Source organism: Pseudomonas sp. B6(2017), from assembly GCF_002112765.1.
Lineage (GTDB): Bacteria > Pseudomonadota > Gammaproteobacteria > Pseudomonadales > Pseudomonadaceae > Aquipseudomonas > Aquipseudomonas piscis.
Map to the genome: position 1 here is coordinate 227,170 of NZ_NEIQ01000010.1, position 16,407 is coordinate 243,576.

Genomic DNA, 16,407 nt, shown 5'->3' on the forward strand with positions numbered 1-16,407 from the left:
TTCAGACCCCCACGCTGGCTTTCGCCCGACGCGTCACATGCAGTACGTCGCGGCTCGCCGCCCCGCCGTCCGCCGCCTGCTGCAGCAAGGCCCCCGCCGAGTGGCGCAGCAGCCGCTTCAGCACTTTCCCAGTCGCGCCCACCGGCAGGAACGACAGGCTGCGCACCACGGCCACCGCGACCACCTCCTCCGGCAGCTGCGCGCCGATCGCGTCGCGCAACGCGTCCCGTACACCCGAAGCCAGCGCGGCGGGATCCGTCACGCGGCGCTCCGGCAGCACCAGCGCGAGCAGCGCTGGATCCCCCAGCGCGGCGCCTTCCACGCCGACTACAGCCACGTCGCACACGCCATCCACCTGCTGCGCGACCTCCTCCAGCTGCAGCGTGTACAGCACACCGAACGGCGACGTCACCACATCGACTTCGCGGTCGATCTGATAGAACACGCCGCCCTCGCAGTACGCGACGTCGCCAGTCAGGAAGTAGCCGTCGCGCCACGCGCCCTGGGTGCGCTGCGGTTGCTGCCAGTAGCCCGAGGTGATCGTGGGCGAGCGCACCGCCAGCAACCCTGTCTGGCCTGGCGGCATCTCGTCGCCCGTTTCCGAGTGCAGGATCTTCGCCACCGCGATGTCCACCGGCCGGCCGATCGCACGCTGCGGTGCCAGCGCGCCCAGCGTCGATTCGCTACGAAACAGCGCCATGCCCAGTTCGGAGCTGCCAAACGCATCGATGAAGCGCGACGCCGGCGCTCCCACCAGCAGGCGGCGCGTGTGGCTCTGGTGGGCAGCGTCGCCCATGCTGAACCAGCGCCGCACCGTGGCGAATTCGCGCTCCGCCACGCCGCCCTCCACTAACTGCATGTAGCTTTTCGGAAACGCCACCACCGTGGTCGGCGCAAATGCCTTGATCGCCGCGCGCACCATCTCGCCGTCCTGCGTGCCCATCACGAAGGTCGGGAGCCCGTGCAGCACCGCCGTCTCCAGATGGCTGATCGCCGCCGAATGTGACTGCGGAAGTGCCGTCAACAGGCGCTCGTCCGGACCTTCCGCGAAGCGGCCGATGCGCGCCCGCTTGCCCATGAAGAACTGCCGGTGCTCGAAGCGCACTGCCTTCGGCACACCGGTTGTCCCCGACGTATGGCTCAGCATCACCAGCGTCGAATCTTCCGGCGCGACCGGCCACCATGCGGGCAGTTCGACCACCGGCTCGAGGCGCACCAGCGATACATCGACGAGGGCCGCCGCGTTCAGCTCCCGCCACTGCTGCACGAAGCCGCTCGACGCCTGCGTCTGCGCGTCTACCACCAGCTTGCCGAAGCCGTTCTCGCGCATGTAGGCCAGGCCCACATCGGCGGGCATCGCCGGATTGATCAACGCGATCGCCGCGCCTAGGCTCGTCAGCGCCAGGTAGTGCAGGAACGGCGCGATGCCATCTTCCACGCAGACCGCCACAACGTCGTCGCGGCCCACGCCTTGGCGCAAATACCAGTCCGCAAGCGAACGCCGGTACTGCTGCAGCGTCTCCAGGCTCAGCGCGTGGAGCCGGGTACCGTCCGCATAGCTCAGAGGCTTGTCGAGGTACAGGAACTCGACACCCTTCACTGGGCTCAGCCCCAGGCACAAGTCGAGGAAGTTGCCACTGCCCAGCGACGCATCCGCCCGCAATGCGGCTAGCGCCGCTTCAGGAAGGCGCGCGCCGCCGTCAGTACCGTAGGCCAGCAGCTCGCTCAGCATTGCCATCCGCAGCCGCACCATCTCCTCGCCGACCGCCACCACCCGAGCGCGCAGATAGGGTCGTTCGCAGATCATCCGATCGATGATCTCGCGCATCACGATTGCGTGCTGCTCGTCTTCTTCCACATGGATCTGGAAGAACCGCAACGCTCGCGTCGACGCGTGCCGATGCCGCAACGCATCGAGGATCGGCCCGTAGACGATCGGCACGATCGCCTCCGCGCCAAGGCACAGGGCTGCCAGCCCATCCAGCGGATCCGCGCCGCGACAGTAGCGGAACATCGCGTCGATCAGCGCCCTCGTGCTCGATAGCACCGGCAGGCTGCGCGGCACAGCGCCCAGCTCGTCCATCGCCTCGCGGTACAGCTCCGCATGCGAGACCTGGTCCGTGTCATTGCCCGACAGCTCTTCCGCCAGGTTGTGCGACAGCGCCTTGAATTCGCCCAGGTCCGTCAGGCTCCCCATCAGCGAGCACAGGTAACGTGTGAAGTACTGCGAATAATGATGGTGCTGAATCAGGAAGCCGCGCAGTTGCGCTTCGCTCACCGTGCCCGCCCGGCAAGCCGCCAGGAACGGGTTCGCGCTCAGATCCTCCAGCAATCCCGCCGGAAACATGTCCACCCACAACGGCGAGAGCTCATGTGCGACCGGAGCTGGCCAGCCTGTTCCCTGGTGATTCGTTGTATTCATCGGTTCCGCCCTCAAGAACCGCGCCCGTCCCGGGCGCGGAGATCAGACTCATATCGGATTCACCTTCGCCCGCATGCGGCACTCACACTGCGTCGAGCTCCAGCACCCGCTCGGTTTCCTCTCCCTTCACACAGCCGGCAAGCAGCCTCAGCAACGCCTGCGGCCGCGCATGCTGAAACACGTTGCGGCCGATACACAGCCCGCTCGCTCCTTGCTGCACCACCGCCCGCGTCATTGCCACCAGCCCTTCTTCGCTCGTCTTTTCCCCACCCGCGAAGAACATCCGAATATCGCCGCCATGCCGCCGCACCAGTTCCCCGATTTCATGCAGCGATTCCGGATACGCCAGCTTCACCGCGTCCGAACCCAGTTCCGTTACCACCCGCACCAAATGGTTCAGCCGCCCCAACCGCTCCGCTGCCGTCGCCGCCTTGACCTTGTCGTACAGCATCGTCAGCAATGGCAGGCCAGCCTCGTGCGCCGCGTCCGTCACCGCGCCCAGCATCGTGAAGTTGTGCGCGAAGTTCTCTTCTGTGAAGTTCACCTGCACCGACACCGCGTCCGCCCCCAGCCTCAGCGCCGTCTCGATATCCGACACCATCACCTTGGTATCCGCGTCCGGTGACAGGCTTGCCATTCCATTCAGGTGCACGATCACCCCAGTCGCGGGGTGCAGCCGCTCGTGCACAATCAGCCGCTCGATCAAGCCCTTGTGCCCCAGTACCGCGCTGATGTGCGGACTGCCGATCCACCCCTTGAACGCGTCCATGGCATCCAGCCCCGCGATCGGGCCCAGCGTCAGGCCATGATCAACGGGTACGATCAGCCCGCGCTGCGAATCCGGGAACAGAATCCGACGCTCTCTCAGTTTCCTGCCGACGTAGCCCATGTTCCCTCCTACTTCTCGATGATCGTCTCGTTGATCTTGATCCCCACGTGACGACCCGGCTCCGTCACATAGCCCAGTACCTTGTCTCCAGGTTTGAGCTCCGAGATGTTCAGCGGCTTCGCCCCATCCGAGAACACCCGCACATGCCAGTCGTCCTGCATCAGGATGTTCACCCGCTCCCGACCCGCGAACTCCACCTCAATCAGCCGCAGTGGACGCTGCTCGATCTTCATCCGCCCCACCGATGCACGCCTCACCCGCCCTTTCGAGTTCACCAGCATTACCGGCGAACCCGCCTTCAGTTCGCTCATGTAGTCGGTCCGGTTGTCCGTGTTGAACACATATGAATGCACCGCTCCCGCATTCACTCGGAACGGCCGCAGCTCCATGTATGGCAGGAAGAACACCTCTGGGCAGCACAGCAACCCACCCTGCGACGTGCTCCCCACCAGCATCCCCTCGTCCGGTTCGAACAATGTCGAGGTATCGATGCATGCGCGGTAGCCCATCCCCACCGGCCGGCTTTCCACTACCGTCCCCACCTGGATCGCTAGGTTGCCGTGCTCCGCGTCTGACAATTGTCCCAGGAAGCACGTCATCACCGCGTGGTCGCGTGGCGAGAAGATCACCCCTTCCGCTCCGTACTCCATCACCCCGTACGAGACAATCGCGTCGTCCACGTTGGCCGGATCCTTGATCTCCTTCATCAGGATCGTTCCGGTCGATTGCAATGACGCGATCACCAGTTCCAGCGGAATGTTGGTCGGGTCACGGAACAGGATCCACAGATAGTTGAACGCCAACCCCTCGTTGATCGCGCTCAGCAGGCTCTCGCGATCATCCACATAGCTCGTGTAGCAGGTCGTGAAGCCTTCCGCGCCCAGTTGTCGCAGCGCACCCGCCTCGTGGTACGCAATGCTCCGGCAGTGCTTGTCGTCCGCCTTGAAGTCCGCACACTGCGGGCTGTCGCGGAACGCCTTCAGATCCGCGGCGTCGCGCAGCTTCAGCACTACCTGCATCCGCTCGGGGATCGCTGGTAGCAGGTTCGCCACGTTGTCCAGGTACACCACCACCCCGCTGTACAGCGAGTTGATCACCCGCACGAACATGCTGTCGTCCGGCTGCGGCTTCGCCAGCTGCACCGTGTCGTACCACACCAGTTGACTGTCCAGCCCCGAACGCTTCGACTGCCCAGCGCTCCCCAGATTGGTGAGCTTCACCGAGGTCCGTTTCGATACCGTCTCCGGTGTTTCAAACTGCTCTGCCGCCACCGGCGCTTCCTTGATCGACAGCGCTTCCTTAGCCTTCGCTACAACACTCACGTTGCTCATGCGGGTTCTCTCCAGGTGGATGTATGAAGCTGCGCCGACCAGGCGAACCGGTCGCCGCGTGCAGTACGACGTGAAAAACCTCGGGCGGCGTTGCCGCGCCCAGCTTTCGCAGCATGCTGACAATTACCGGCAGGCATTCGTCAAATGCGCTGACGGGCTCATTCGGGTGACATACATAGCTTTGCTTCTGGCAGGAAAAAACAAACCCCTGCTCAGGCAGGCACATCGTCTCGAATAATTTGACTTCCCATCTGATCCGTCGTGATTGCTCCATATGAGCGCTCCTTTGCCGGATTATTTTTGGCGGTCACGACGGCTTGGTTATCGTAGAGCCCGCAACAATCCGACTGTTAAGCGTTTCGTCCCAATTGATTGACGTTTTGTCCCGCGAAAAAAATCATCGGCAAATAATTGGCCATGCGAAGCATTGAATATGGAGACGAGCACAGCCGGTCGGGGAATGGCGCGGACGGCCGTAGAGTCCGACCGGAAGGATGAGTCGTGCCGTCATGCATGCGGGAGGAGGTGAATACGGGGCTTTGTCCAAATATCCGCCATGCTCCCGCGGCAATCATGCACGGCCAGCCCTGGTCGCTCTGCACCTCGACAGCGGTAAGGTCGTGCTGCAGTGCCGGCTGCAGCAGGTGATGGAAGGGGGAAAAATCACGGTCTCCAGGTCACAGGCCACCGGGAAGCACAGCATCAAGCTGGCCACCTTGATCGCTGCGCTGTTCGTCGATGAGGCTCAAGGCAGCCGCACTCATTTCAGAATTCATCAGTGACTTCCAAAGCTATATGCGTGTTGCCGTTGACCTGGATATTGAAAGACACCATTGCCTGACTTATCCGATGGCCCCAGCGCTGCTTCTTGGATCTCATGCGGCAACAGTTGAAGACTCACTCGCTCAGTAGTCCCCGACAGCCTCCGAGCTGCTGCAGCATTGCCCAGGCAGAGACGGACTGAACCGTACCCGCTGGAAAGATATCCAGGCCATGCACAGGGCTTTCTCATGAGCTGAGTTGGGACGGACCTGGGACGCTCTGGGCGGATCGAGGAATACCACCCTGCCACTCGATAGAAGATTCGTTTGAGCCAGCAGCCCTGATGGGGCTCATACCAGACCGAAGCGGCTCTTTCATGGGGAATTGACAACAAACTAAACGCCCGGCTTCGTTCGACTCCAGGAATGTCGGTATCGGCAAGGTGAACTGTGCACGCCCGATCGGCGCCAGACATCGGCAAGTCGATGTTTGCACGAGGCTTCCAGATACGAGCGTCGAATTGGAGCAGTTCGTGCCAAGGGCAAGCTGATTTTTTGACTGCTAGAACGAAAAAGCCCACTGACCGTTTCCGGCAGTGGGCTTTTCGTATGTACATAATCCAGGAACGTGGATTTACGCGTTCCAGACGTCTGCGCTACTAGTGGAACGGCTTGTATCGCCTGGTTCCTGGTATTGCATCCGACCTTGAATATGGTGGGTCGTGTAGGATTCGAACCTACGACCAATTGGTTAAAAGACAATTGGACTGAACTGCTCTAGGAAGGGGTTTTCACGGCACCCTAGGACTAGTTTGCGAGCCCAGCAGCCTCTAATGACATTCACATTAGAGGCATCACGATGAAAAAGAAGGCGAAAAAAGCAGGAAAAATCTCCACCAAAGGTGGAACTGGCAAAACAACTGGCTCGACCAACCTCGGTGCGTTCACTGCAGATGCAGGTTTGCGCACCCTGCTGATCGATCTGGATCCCGTCCAACCCTCAGCGTCATCCTATTTCCCCCTGATTCACGAAGCTCCGGGCGGAATTTATGAGCTCCTGGCCTTCAATGAAACCGATCCGGCCCGGGTTATTTCCCGAACCAACATCCCCAACCTCGATGTCATAGTCTCGAACGACGTCAACAATCAGCTCAACAACCTCCTGCTACAGGCACCTGATGGCCGGCTTCGCCTGGCTAATCTGATGCCGGAGTTCGAGTCCCAGTACGACCTGATTATCTTCGATACTCAGGGCGCCCGCTCGGCCATGCTTGAGATGGTCGTTCTGGCTTCTGACATAATTTTATCCCCCCTCCCTCCTAACATGCTGGCGGCACGCGAGTTCAACCGCGGCACCATCCACATGATGGAAGGCCTGCGAAGTTATGCGCGCCTCGGCCTGACCATTCCTCATATCAACATAATCATCAATGGGTTGGATCAAACCGTTGATGCCCGCCAAATACACGAAACAGTCAGGGAAGTGTTTGACGGCACCCCTGATGTTTCCGTGCTCCACACCACCATACCCCACGCTGTTGTTTTCAAAACCGCCGCATCCAAAGGCATCCCGGCACACCGTTTGGAGTACCGGCAGCCATCGAATCGCCTTGCGCCCTCGGCGCTGAGCATCCTCCGACAATTGGCCACTGAGGCCTTTCCGGAATGGCATGAACGCTTCGCTGCAATGACTGAGGAGCGTGTAGCCCAGATCGTCAAAGGGGGGAACTGAAGTGACTAAATCCCCCATAACCCAGCCAACAGGGATCACACCTGAGTTCCTGCAGAACCTGAATAGCCGTTATAGCTCAACTGAGCTGCGCAGCGTCCAAACAAGACTCACCAGTACCGCACGCGAAGTACGCAAGCTCGGTTCCGGAGGCTCCATGGGTTCCGGCCTGTCGGGGCGGATTAGCGAGCAGCTCAGCTATGAGCAACGCCAACTACTACTTGATGCCGCCACGCTCATCGAGTCAGTGAACAACCACATTGAGCACGCCAAGGAGAAGCGAGTTCGAGACGAAAAAGCCACAAAACGCCGCCAAGATGCGCGTAATGCACAGGCGAAACAGTTGATCGCTGCTGAGTTCCCACTGCTTCATGAAACAGTTGAGCAGCAATTAGAAGTGCTGAAAGACGCGCTGGTATTCAACCGGGCAGGGGTCCATATCGGCTTCTACGATCCGATTAAGTACAACCAGGAATGGATGAAGTGCCTGGATGACGCCCATAAAGCAGGAAGTTGGACAACTCCCCTGGGATACCTGAAAAGCCACATCGTCTCAGCACGCTCCGAGCTCATTCAAGCCCTAGCCAGTGATATTGCCTATGACGATGGCTCAGACGTTGAAGAGCGTCTGAACGCACTGAAACAGAAGGTAGCTGACTGCCTGGCCCGGGCTCCCCTCACCGCTGCGGAAGAAACAACGCTTCTGCATTGGAAGAGCGCTTTGACCCTGAATGCATGGGGTGAAGTATGAGCCGCTCCTATGCAAGTAAAAGCATCCGGCCTGTCACCCTCCAGATGCTACGTGCCCGGCTGGGCACCATCATTCGCCGAAATGAAGCCCTCACGAACCAGCAACTCATGCTGAGCCTGGATGGACAGAAGTATCCGGTAGACAGCGACAACCTGAAGATCAGCGACGACGGAGTGATCGAGCTGGAGCTTTACCAGCCCAATGCTGCTGTAGCCTACGCCCTGGCCAATCCATGTGAATCCCCTCTGGATTTTCTTCGCTGCTGGAACTCCGGCGACTTCGAGGCAATACGCCAAGAATGGGACGACGTGCCAGAAGAGGTATTCCTCGGCGCCGACCCTCTCCACAAGGTTATGGAGGATCGCTCATGAGCCCAAGACGCCTGTTTCACTGTGCGGGCTTTCTGTGCCTGTACGCCATGAACTGTTCAGCAGCGTTTGCGTTGGCCTATTGCCTCGCTGCGATCTACAAGGAGCCTTACGCAGGCTTAGCGCTGCAGGGCGCCATCTTCTGCGCATACCTTCTTGCTGCGCTGAGCGTCCTTACCCTGGTGTGCGTGACTGTCTTGGCTGCGGCCCGTTGGTATGCAAAAGCAGCCGCATTGTCAGCTAGAACTGGCCAAGCTCCATTGCCCCAGGAGCTGAAGCCATGACGCACGTTACCGATGCCCAGCTCAAGCTCTTGTGGCACACGCTCGGTTTGTCTCCGAACGACTGTGACAAACGATCGGTATGCCGCAACCACTTCCTTACCGGCCCAGATGGCGACGACGCCCGGCAGCTCGATGAGCTTGTCAGTGTGGGGCTCATGATCGTTGGTAAACCCCCCGCCTTCTGCCCTCAGGATGAAGTCGTTTATCGCGCAACGCGAGAAGGCGAAAGGTTCGCTATCGACAGCTTACCTCCCCTGTCATCAACGGAGGTCGCGTGATGGATAAGCAGAAAGTTCTCGACAAGGTCAGCAAGCTACTCGCGCTGGCAAACGACTGTGGCGCCAGTCCGAACGAAGCAGAAACAGCACTTCGGCAGGCCCGCCACCTCATGAAACAGTACAACCTCGAGTCCCTTGAGGTGGCTGCACATGCAGTTGAGGAGGTTTGTGTCCCCACTCGCACCGCTCGCCCACCTAAAGACTGGCTGCACCGTCTTGCGGCGACCTGTGCCCGTGCCTTCGATTGTGAGCACTTAGCGTTCCATTCTGGCCTGGCGGGCTGGTCGATCAAGTTCATGGGCATCGGCATAGGCCCTGAGTTAGCGGCCTATGCGTACTCTGCCTTGCACCACCAACTGGTGATGCAACGCAAGGCACATGTCGCTCTGCAGAAGCGCTGCCAGCTCAAAACCAAACGCCGCCGAGGGGAACTCTTCGTCGATGGTTGGTTGAGCGCTATCAGCTACAAAGTCGCCCAGTTCGCAGGGGCTGACGCGGAACCCCGCGATGAAATCAAGGCTTACATCAGCCTACATCACCCAACTCTTGAATACATGGACCTGGACCGGCCAGAGGCCAAGGGACATGACATTCGGTCCCAGCAGGCAGGTTGGCACCAGGGGAAGCAAGCAAATTTGGGCCGAGGCCTCAGCCACAAAGAACGGATGTCGATTGGGGGTGGACGATGACTCACACCACAACAGCCCATCCAGCTCTGCTCCCAACCTCCCATGCACTGAGAGGACGCACCATGCCCGAAGGTCTTCGTATGAACAAGGCAGCACACAGCGTGATCGCAGAGCGTCACCGCCAGGTGACAGAGGAAGGCTACTCCATCCATCGTGATGACGTGTATGTGCGAAACGAGCTGGCAGAAGCCGCTGCGGTGTACGCAGTCTTGGCAGGAAAGCCTGGATGCAGCAGCAGTGCCTGGCCATGGGACAAAAAGACATTCAAACCCAGCGATGACCGTCGCCGCGATCTGGTGAAAGCGGGGGCTCTAATCCTTGCGGAGATCGAGCGACTCGATCGGATGCAGTTGATCCAGCCCTACCCTGTTCAGCGGGATGAAGAGGGGATGTTCGCCCATCCCGACCTTCCAAACTTTGACGAAGATCCTGACAAATCCAAACTCTGGCTGCAGGAGCAAGGCCTAGAAGTCTGTTCAGTCAGTCTTGAAACAGACGCGCCTGAAGAAATTGCCGATCGCTATTTCAGTTCTGATAGTCCCGACTGCAGTTACTGGGAGCCCTCTATGCCTGCCGGCGAGGGCTGGTTCTGCCTGGCTATTCATGACATTGAAGAAGGCGGCCCCTACTGCTTCTGGGCACGCCGGGAGGTCACTCCGTGAACCCTCTCGACTTTACGCCGCCTCATTCGACTGAAGCTGAACAGGGTGTCCTGGGCGGTCTGATGCTCGACAACAATACATGGGATCTCATTGCCGACCTGCTTGTGCCTGAAGACTTCTTCAAACGTGAGCATCGGTTGATTTTCCAGGCCATCGCCTCACTAGCCGATAAGGATCATCCCTTCGATATCGTGACGGTATCCGAGTCGATGTCTCAACCAGAGGAAGTTGGTGGCCTGGCCTACCTTGGAGATCTGGCAAGAAATACTCCATCTGTGGCCAACATCGAACGCTACGCAGAAATCGTTCGGAACAGGTCTCACCTGCGCAGCCTCATGTCCCTCGGCTACCAATGCTCTCGCGACGCCGCTGAAAGCACGGCAGTAGCTACTGACGTCCAGGAATCGATCGAGCAGCAACTCTTTGCACTCGCTCAGAACAGAACACGCTCCGACTTCGTCGACGTCAACCAAGCCCTCGGAGAGGTGATCAACAAGATTGACGAGCATTTCAACGGGAATGTGACTGTGACCGGAGTGTCGTCCGGAATCGACGATCTTGACGAGATGACCTCAGGTTTTCAGCCGACCGACCTCATCATTCTCGCCGGCAGGCCGTCGATGGGAAAAACGGCTCTAGCGTTAAAGTTCGTCCACGCGGCTTTACGTCAATGCTCAGACAATGAATCGGTCCAGGTCTACAGCATCGAAATGCCGGCCCAGGCCCTGCTATTTCGTTTGATCTCCAGCATCGGCCACGTAGATCTGACCAAGCTCTTAAAGGGGAAGCTTGAGGATGAGGATTGGCCGAAGCTAACAAATGCAGTCCGTCAGCTTAATGGCTTCGGGGATAGGCTGGTAATTGATGACGGCAGCTCACTGACCCCAGCTGCGCTGCGGGCAAAGGCCAGGAGGGCAAGCCGGCGCTTCGGCAAGCCAAAGCTGATCCTCATCGACTACCTGCAGCTCATGAGCGCGGTAGGTGAGGAAAACAGGAACAACGAAATCAGTGTGATTTCTCGTTCACTGAAAGCGCTTGGCAAAGAAATGGGCTGCCCAGTTATTGCCCTCTCTCAACTCAACCGGAGTGTTGAGGGACGTCCAAATAAACGCCCAGTCAACGCTGATTTGCGCGAAAGCGGTGCTATTGAACAAGACGCTGACGTGATCATGTTCGTTTACCGAGATGAGTATTACCACCCGGAGTCCGAGCATAAAGGCATCGCCGAAATCATCATCGGTAAACAACGTCAGGGCCCGGTCGGTTTTGCACGGGCGGCTTTCATCCCACAGCAGACTCGCTTCGAAAATCTGGCCCCTGCCAGTTGGCAAGGAGGCTGCGCATGACCTCGCAAAGCATAAGCGCAGTCACTCACTGGTGCCGATCATGCAACACACATCACTCCCTCAAGCAAGTTCAGCACTGGCTTCCAGAGCCACACAAATTTTGTGATGAGACCGAGGTGTGGATCTGCCCACTGTGCAATAGCTACGACGTCGAGCCACTGCAGGAGGTGTTAGATGAGAAGTAGCACCACCTATTTTCCTAAGATCCATGCCGACGCTGAGTTCAATCAGTCGGCACTAGTACACGCTCATAGAGCAGGTGTGAATGCAGTGGAGCTGGATCTGCTTTCACAAGCGATAACCAGGCTGGTACGTGACCACAGCACGATCGTTCCTGGAGCCATGTGCGACAACTTCGCAGAGATGGAGAACCTTGGCTATGTGCGTCTGACCCCAACTTCATCCGGAACACTGGAGGTTGCCCTTCTGTGCCCAGGCCCGCTTCTGTCGAATTACTTCTGGTCGGTGTGGGTACCGCGGCACCTGTTCGAGTGCTCGATGAAGGTCACGGTTCTTCCGCGACTGGATGATGACGCCATCACTCAATACCGCACAGTTGCGTTTCGCATACCTGGCGATAGAGAGGCCGCGAGGTTCTTCCTCATGGATCTCGGCTCGAAGTACCCAGGCCACGATCCAGAAATTATTGCCATACAAGCAGGGAACCAACTCAGGACAGAACTTCATGAGTAGGCCCCCGAAGGTACACGAACGCTTACGCCATCTCGTCGAGTTTGCGATCAGCAATGGCTGGGCCGTCTCCCGCTCGGCAGGGGGGCACCTCAGATTCAAAAAGATAGGTTGCTCTGACATCTACACGTCCGCGACACCGGGCGATCACAGATCAGAGCGAAATGCTCGAGCACGCCTGCGCCGTGCGGACCGCACCACTCCACTTTCGAAGGAAATCAGCTGATGCCAATTCGTCACCTCATTATCCATCACATCGACAAGCAGCCTGACGGCACCCCAGCGGTTCTGCACGCCCGCGACTCGGAGCTGGCAGAGTCTGCGGCCATCGAGAACATGCTCGCCGACCTCAACGAAAGCTATAACGCCAAGCAGGGCAAGGCCTGGGGCCTTTTCCATCCAGAGTCCGGTGCCTTTCCCCTCAGCGGCTGGCTGAAGGAGTTCTTCAACGGAGAGTTGGACTTCACAGCTTTCAGTCACAAGGCTGTGGACCACCTGCAGAAACTGATGGAGGAGTCCAACCTGTCGGTGGGCGGTCACGTGCTGTTCGCCCACTACCAACAGGGCATGACCGACTACCTGGCCATCGCCCTACTGCACCACAGCGAAGGCGTGGCGGTGACCGACCAGCTGGACGTGACGCCCTCCCGTTACCTGGATCTGGGCCAACTGCACCTGGCGGCGCGGATCAACGTCTCCGAGTGGCAGAACAACAAGCAGTCCAAGCAGTACATATCGTTCATCAAGGGCAAGAACGGCAGAAAGTCCACGGAATACTTCCGCGACTTCATCGGTTGCCAGGAAGGCGTTGATGGTCCAGGCGAGACACGCACCCTGCTCAAGGCCTTCAGCGACTTCGTTGAAAGCGAAGACCTGCCCGAGGACTCGGCGCGAGAGAAGACCAAGACCCTGGTGGACTACGCCAGCAGCCAGGCCAAGCTCGGCGAACCGGTAGGCCTAGAAGAACTGTCGGAGTTGATCGACGAAGACCGGCCGAAGGCGTTCTACGACCATATCCGCAACAAAGACTACGGCCTGTCGACGGAATTCCCGGCAGACAAACGCACCCTCAACCAGTTCCGCCGCTTCACCGGCCGCGCCGAGGGCCTGTCCATCACTTTCGAAGCTCACCTGCTGGGATCCAAGGTTGAATACGACGAGGAACACAACACCCTGATGATCCGCTCACTCCCTACCTTGTTACTCGATCAATTACGTAGGGCAAGGTCGGAACAGGGGGAATCCATGTGAAAACTGTTCAAAGACCAATACTCCGTTACCACGGCGGTAAGTGGAAACTGGCCACTTGGATTATCCAACACCTACCGCCCCATCACACCTACGTTGAACCATACGGCGGCGCCGCGTCCGTTCTGCTACGAAAGGCCCGCAGCCCTGCAGAGATCTATAACGACCTCGACGGCGAGTTGGTCAACCTATTTCGTGTGGTACGAGACCGTGGCCATGAGTTGCGTACTCTCCTCGAGCTGACGCCATTCGCACGGGAAGAGTTCGTAGCCAGCTATGACGATTCAACTGATGCCTTAGAACGTGCTAGGCGCATGGTGCTGCGTTCCTTCCAGGGTTTTGCCAGTTCAGCAGCTAGCGGTGAACGCACTGGCTTCAGGTCGACCTCGAGCCGTTCGGGTACTTCGCCGGCGCACGACTGGCGTCACTATCCAGCCACCCTAACAGCCATTATCGATCGCCTGCAGGGAGTAGTGCTCGAACACCGTGATGCGATTTCGCTCCTGGGGAATCACGATCGCCCGAACACTTTGTACTACGTGGATCCACCCTATGTGCACTCCACGCGCAGCAATAAAGTTCGCCATAACGATACGGGCAAATCCTATCGACATGAGCTAAGCGACCAACAGCACTCAGAGCTTGCACTCCACCTAAAAGAGCTGCAGGGCATGGTCGTTCTATCCGGTTACCCCAGCCATCTCTACGACGAGCTCTACGGCACCTGGTACCGCGTTAGCCGCCATACCCATGCTGACGGCGCAAGAGACCGGGTTGAATGCCTCTGGCTTAACACCGCTGCATTCGAAGGGCTGTCACAGCACGACTTCTTTCATCGACCTGATTCATCTCAGGCTTTTTCACACAAAGCTTCAGCAGCCCAACGTTAAGCACAGGATCAGCAGGAGAAAATTTATGGACCAGACTACTTCCCGCACTGCAGACAAATTCGTCGTCCGACTTCCTGATGGTATGCGTGATCGTATTGCCCAGGTCGCACGGGACAACACCCGCTCCATGAACAGCGAAATTATTAACCGGTTGGAACAATCACTCCTGATCGGCCAGGTTGACGCAGCCAACCCACTCAAGGCAGATCTTGAGCGCGCATACAGGATCATTGATCGGTTGCTACAAGCCGCCGGCCCTTCAACTGAGGACGTCCAGGAGATTTTGGAGCTGTTCAAGTGCGGTACTCCGAGTGCGGCATTCCCTGCTATGAACTCGAGCGCGGGGGTGTAACGTGACTGATCTTAAAGCACGGCTATTAGCCCCGGGTTTCTCCCCTTCTGCTGCTACAACGGTCCTCAGTGATCCCTTAGCCGATACTCCAATCGTGGCTACCATCGATGAGGTACTGCCTTGGGAGGACAACCCAAGGACGACCCGTAACCCAAAGTATGACGAGATCAAGGAGTCGATCCGTAACCGGGGGCTGGACACACCTCCACCCGTAACTCGTCGACCAGGTGAGGAGAAATATCGGATCCGCAACGGCGGTAATACGCGCATCTCAATTCTGAAAGAGCTCTACCTGGAAACCGGTGATGAGCAGTATTACCGGATCAATCTGCTGTTCAGGCCTTGGGACCAGACTCGAGGTGAGATCATCATGCTCACGGGCCATTTGGCCGAGGACCTCAAGGGCGAGCTCAAATTCATCGAACGTGCAGTAGGGATCGGCAGGGCTAAAGCTTTGTACGAATCAGAATCAGGGGAGCCTATCGGGGTTCGAGAGTTGTCACGCCGGCTGGCAAAAGATGGCTATCCAATTTCCGCCTCACATGTCAGCAGGATGCTGGATACCGTCCAGTATTTACTCCCCGCAGTACCAGGGCTGCTTTACAACGGTTTGGGTAAACCGCAAATCGAGAAGATTCTTTCTCTAAGGAGAACTTCATCCGCTTGCTGGGATAAGCACTACACAGGCTCAGGTGTCGAATTCGAGATGCTTTTCCAGGATGTACTCGCTCAGTTCGAGGGGGAGGCCGATGAGTTTCTCTATCAGCGCTTCCAAGACGAATTGATCGGAACCATGAAGAAGTCCCTTCCGCTGGGATACGAAGACATACTCCTAGAAATCACTCAGCAGCAGGATCAGCTACGTCGATCCACCCCAGTTGTCCAATTACCAACAAATGACCCCCTGCCAACTGCAGGCCTCCTGCAGTCGGCGCCGAGCGAGAAACCAGCACCCCCACCTCAAGGTTCCACGGCTCCAGGAAACAATCAACCCTCTCGCCCAAATACCAGTCAGTCGAGTTCTGGTCCAAACGAACCGTCTCCTTCACCCGAGGAGATGCAGGCTCGTATAGATGGACATATCGCCTCGCCCGTTACCCAGACGGCTCGAGTTATCGAGATGAAAAAAAAGCTGGCCGCAATCGAAGGTGAGCAGTTGCCCGACTTCAACTCCAACTGCCTTCAATCGATTCCAGTGCAAGCGGGCGGGCTCAATCCGATCAGTGACCTCTGGTACATCGAACGCGAGATTGATTCGTCGGAACAGCTCAGAAAACACATCGCACAACTCGCGTTGGAGATTCAAGAGTCGGTGAATGCCCCAGGGCAAATTACCGAAATTCCAGCCGGCATTGGATATTCCTACAGACAGCCAACTGAGGAGTCTGAAGTCACTGCCACGGCTGTGCACACCATGACCCTCCTCCAATCGTTAAGTGGGACTGTTGCAATCGCATTGCAAATGATCAGGGAGAGTCCTGATGCGGACTTGAGCTCGTTGGAAGACTTTGAGTTTGCAGCTGGTCTGGGCCAACTGCTCATCGGTCAACCGGCAACAAAAGATCTTGAGCCTAACGATCAAGGTCGCATTAGCGACGGCGCTCTAGTGAAGCTTTTCAGAATCATCCGACTTGCACGCCGATTGATCGACATTGAGATCAAGCAGTCCGCGTAGGCCAGGGCCGGACAATCCGGATGGGATGAATAGGAGGGGGTC

General features: G+C 58.2%; 18 protein-coding genes. 14 read left to right on the plus strand and 4 right to left on the minus strand.

What is annotated here, in order from left to right; genetic code table 11:
* Position 1: 1 nt before the first annotated feature.
* The 4 genes from CAG11_RS18905 to CAG11_RS33630 form a co-directional block, all read right to left on the minus strand.
* A complete protein-coding gene (locus tag CAG11_RS18905; protein ID WP_256578631.1) occupies positions 2 to 2,353 on the minus strand; it encodes an AMP-binding protein in 2,352 nt (783 codons plus the stop codon).
* Positions 2,354 to 2,504: 151 nt separating this feature from the next.
* Positions 2,505 to 3,311: a class I fructose-bisphosphate aldolase gene (locus CAG11_RS18910; protein WP_085597401.1), complete on the minus strand. Its 807-nt coding sequence runs from the start codon at positions 3,309 to 3,311 to the stop codon at positions 2,505 to 2,507.
* 8 nt (positions 3,312 to 3,319) lie between these two features.
* Entirely contained in the window at positions 3,320 to 4,642 is a 1,323-nt protein-coding gene (locus tag CAG11_RS18915) for a 3-dehydroquinate synthase II (RefSeq protein WP_085597402.1), read from the minus strand.
* Complete coding sequence (locus CAG11_RS33630) at positions 4,611 to 4,916, minus strand: hypothetical protein (RefSeq protein ID WP_146043254.1); 306 nt, start codon at positions 4,914 to 4,916, stop codon at positions 4,611 to 4,613. Before CAG11_RS33630 ends, CAG11_RS18915 begins: the two co-directional genes overlap by 32 nt.
* Positions 4,917 to 5,136: 220 nt before the next feature.
* On the opposite strand from CAG11_RS33630, the gene CAG11_RS18920 reads away from it, so the two are divergent.
* The 14 genes from CAG11_RS18920 to CAG11_RS18995 all read left to right on the plus strand — a co-directional run bounded on the left by CAG11_RS18920 (position 5,137) and on the right by CAG11_RS18995 (position 16,365).
* Positions 5,137 to 5,424, plus strand: coding sequence for a hypothetical protein (locus CAG11_RS18920; RefSeq protein WP_143494628.1), 288 nt, complete (start codon positions 5,137 to 5,139; stop codon positions 5,422 to 5,424).
* A gap of 838 nt (positions 5,425 to 6,262) precedes the next feature.
* The gene (locus CAG11_RS18930; RefSeq protein ID WP_085597404.1) at positions 6,263 to 7,135 is read left to right on the plus strand and encodes a ParA family protein; all 873 of its coding nucleotides are present in this window, start codon (positions 6,263 to 6,265) and stop codon (positions 7,133 to 7,135) included.
* 1 nt (position 7,136) lies between these two features.
* Positions 7,137 to 7,883, plus strand: a complete 747-nt coding sequence (locus tag CAG11_RS18935) for a hypothetical protein (RefSeq protein WP_085597405.1) — start codon at positions 7,137 to 7,139, stop codon at positions 7,881 to 7,883.
* Entirely contained in the window at positions 7,880 to 8,254 is a 375-nt protein-coding gene (locus tag CAG11_RS18940) for a hypothetical protein (protein WP_085597406.1), read from the plus strand. Before CAG11_RS18935 ends, CAG11_RS18940 begins: the two co-directional genes overlap by 4 nt.
* A 277-nt stretch (positions 8,255 to 8,531) precedes the next feature.
* A complete protein-coding gene (locus CAG11_RS18950) occupies positions 8,532 to 8,813 on the plus strand; it encodes a hypothetical protein (protein WP_085597407.1) in 282 nt (93 codons plus the stop codon).
* Entirely contained in the window at positions 8,813 to 9,502 is a 690-nt protein-coding gene (locus tag CAG11_RS18955; protein WP_085597408.1) for a DUF2786 domain-containing protein, read from the plus strand. The genes CAG11_RS18950 and CAG11_RS18955 overlap by 1 nt, the downstream gene beginning before the upstream one ends.
* A gap of 62 nt (positions 9,503 to 9,564) precedes the next feature.
* Positions 9,565 to 10,164 (plus strand): hypothetical protein, encoded by a 600-nt coding sequence (locus tag CAG11_RS34535; protein ID WP_085597409.1) that lies wholly within the window; start codon positions 9,565 to 9,567, stop codon positions 10,162 to 10,164.
* Positions 10,161 to 11,510 carry a replicative DNA helicase gene (gene dnaB, locus CAG11_RS18965; RefSeq protein ID WP_085597410.1) on the plus strand — a complete coding sequence of 450 codons (1,350 nt, stop codon included), beginning with the start codon at positions 10,161 to 10,163 and terminating at the stop codon, positions 11,508 to 11,510. The genes CAG11_RS34535 and dnaB overlap by 4 nt, the downstream gene beginning before the upstream one ends.
* A gap of 174 nt (positions 11,511 to 11,684) precedes the next feature.
* Positions 11,685 to 12,203 carry a hypothetical protein gene (locus tag CAG11_RS18970; RefSeq protein ID WP_085597411.1) on the plus strand — a complete coding sequence of 173 codons (519 nt, stop codon included), beginning with the start codon at positions 11,685 to 11,687 and terminating at the stop codon, positions 12,201 to 12,203.
* Positions 12,196 to 12,426 (plus strand): hypothetical protein, encoded by a 231-nt coding sequence (locus CAG11_RS34110; RefSeq protein ID WP_085597412.1) that lies wholly within the window; start codon positions 12,196 to 12,198, stop codon positions 12,424 to 12,426. Before CAG11_RS18970 ends, CAG11_RS34110 begins: the two co-directional genes overlap by 8 nt.
* On the plus strand, positions 12,426 to 13,451 hold the full coding sequence (gene yejK, locus CAG11_RS18980) for a nucleoid-associated protein YejK (RefSeq protein WP_085597413.1): 1,026 nt from the start codon (positions 12,426 to 12,428) through the stop codon (positions 13,449 to 13,451). Before CAG11_RS34110 ends, yejK begins: the two co-directional genes overlap by 1 nt.
* Positions 13,448 to 14,338 (plus strand): DNA adenine methylase, encoded by an 891-nt coding sequence (locus CAG11_RS18985; RefSeq protein WP_085597414.1) that lies wholly within the window; start codon positions 13,448 to 13,450, stop codon positions 14,336 to 14,338. The genes yejK and CAG11_RS18985 overlap by 4 nt, the downstream gene beginning before the upstream one ends.
* A 25-nt stretch (positions 14,339 to 14,363) precedes the next feature.
* The gene (locus tag CAG11_RS18990) at positions 14,364 to 14,690 is read left to right on the plus strand and encodes an Arc family DNA-binding protein (RefSeq protein ID WP_085597415.1); all 327 of its coding nucleotides are present in this window, start codon (positions 14,364 to 14,366) and stop codon (positions 14,688 to 14,690) included.
* 1 nt (position 14,691) lies between these two features.
* Entirely contained in the window at positions 14,692 to 16,365 is a 1,674-nt protein-coding gene (locus tag CAG11_RS18995; protein WP_085597416.1) for a ParB family protein, read from the plus strand.
* The last annotated feature ends 42 nt before the right edge of the window (positions 16,366 to 16,407 follow it).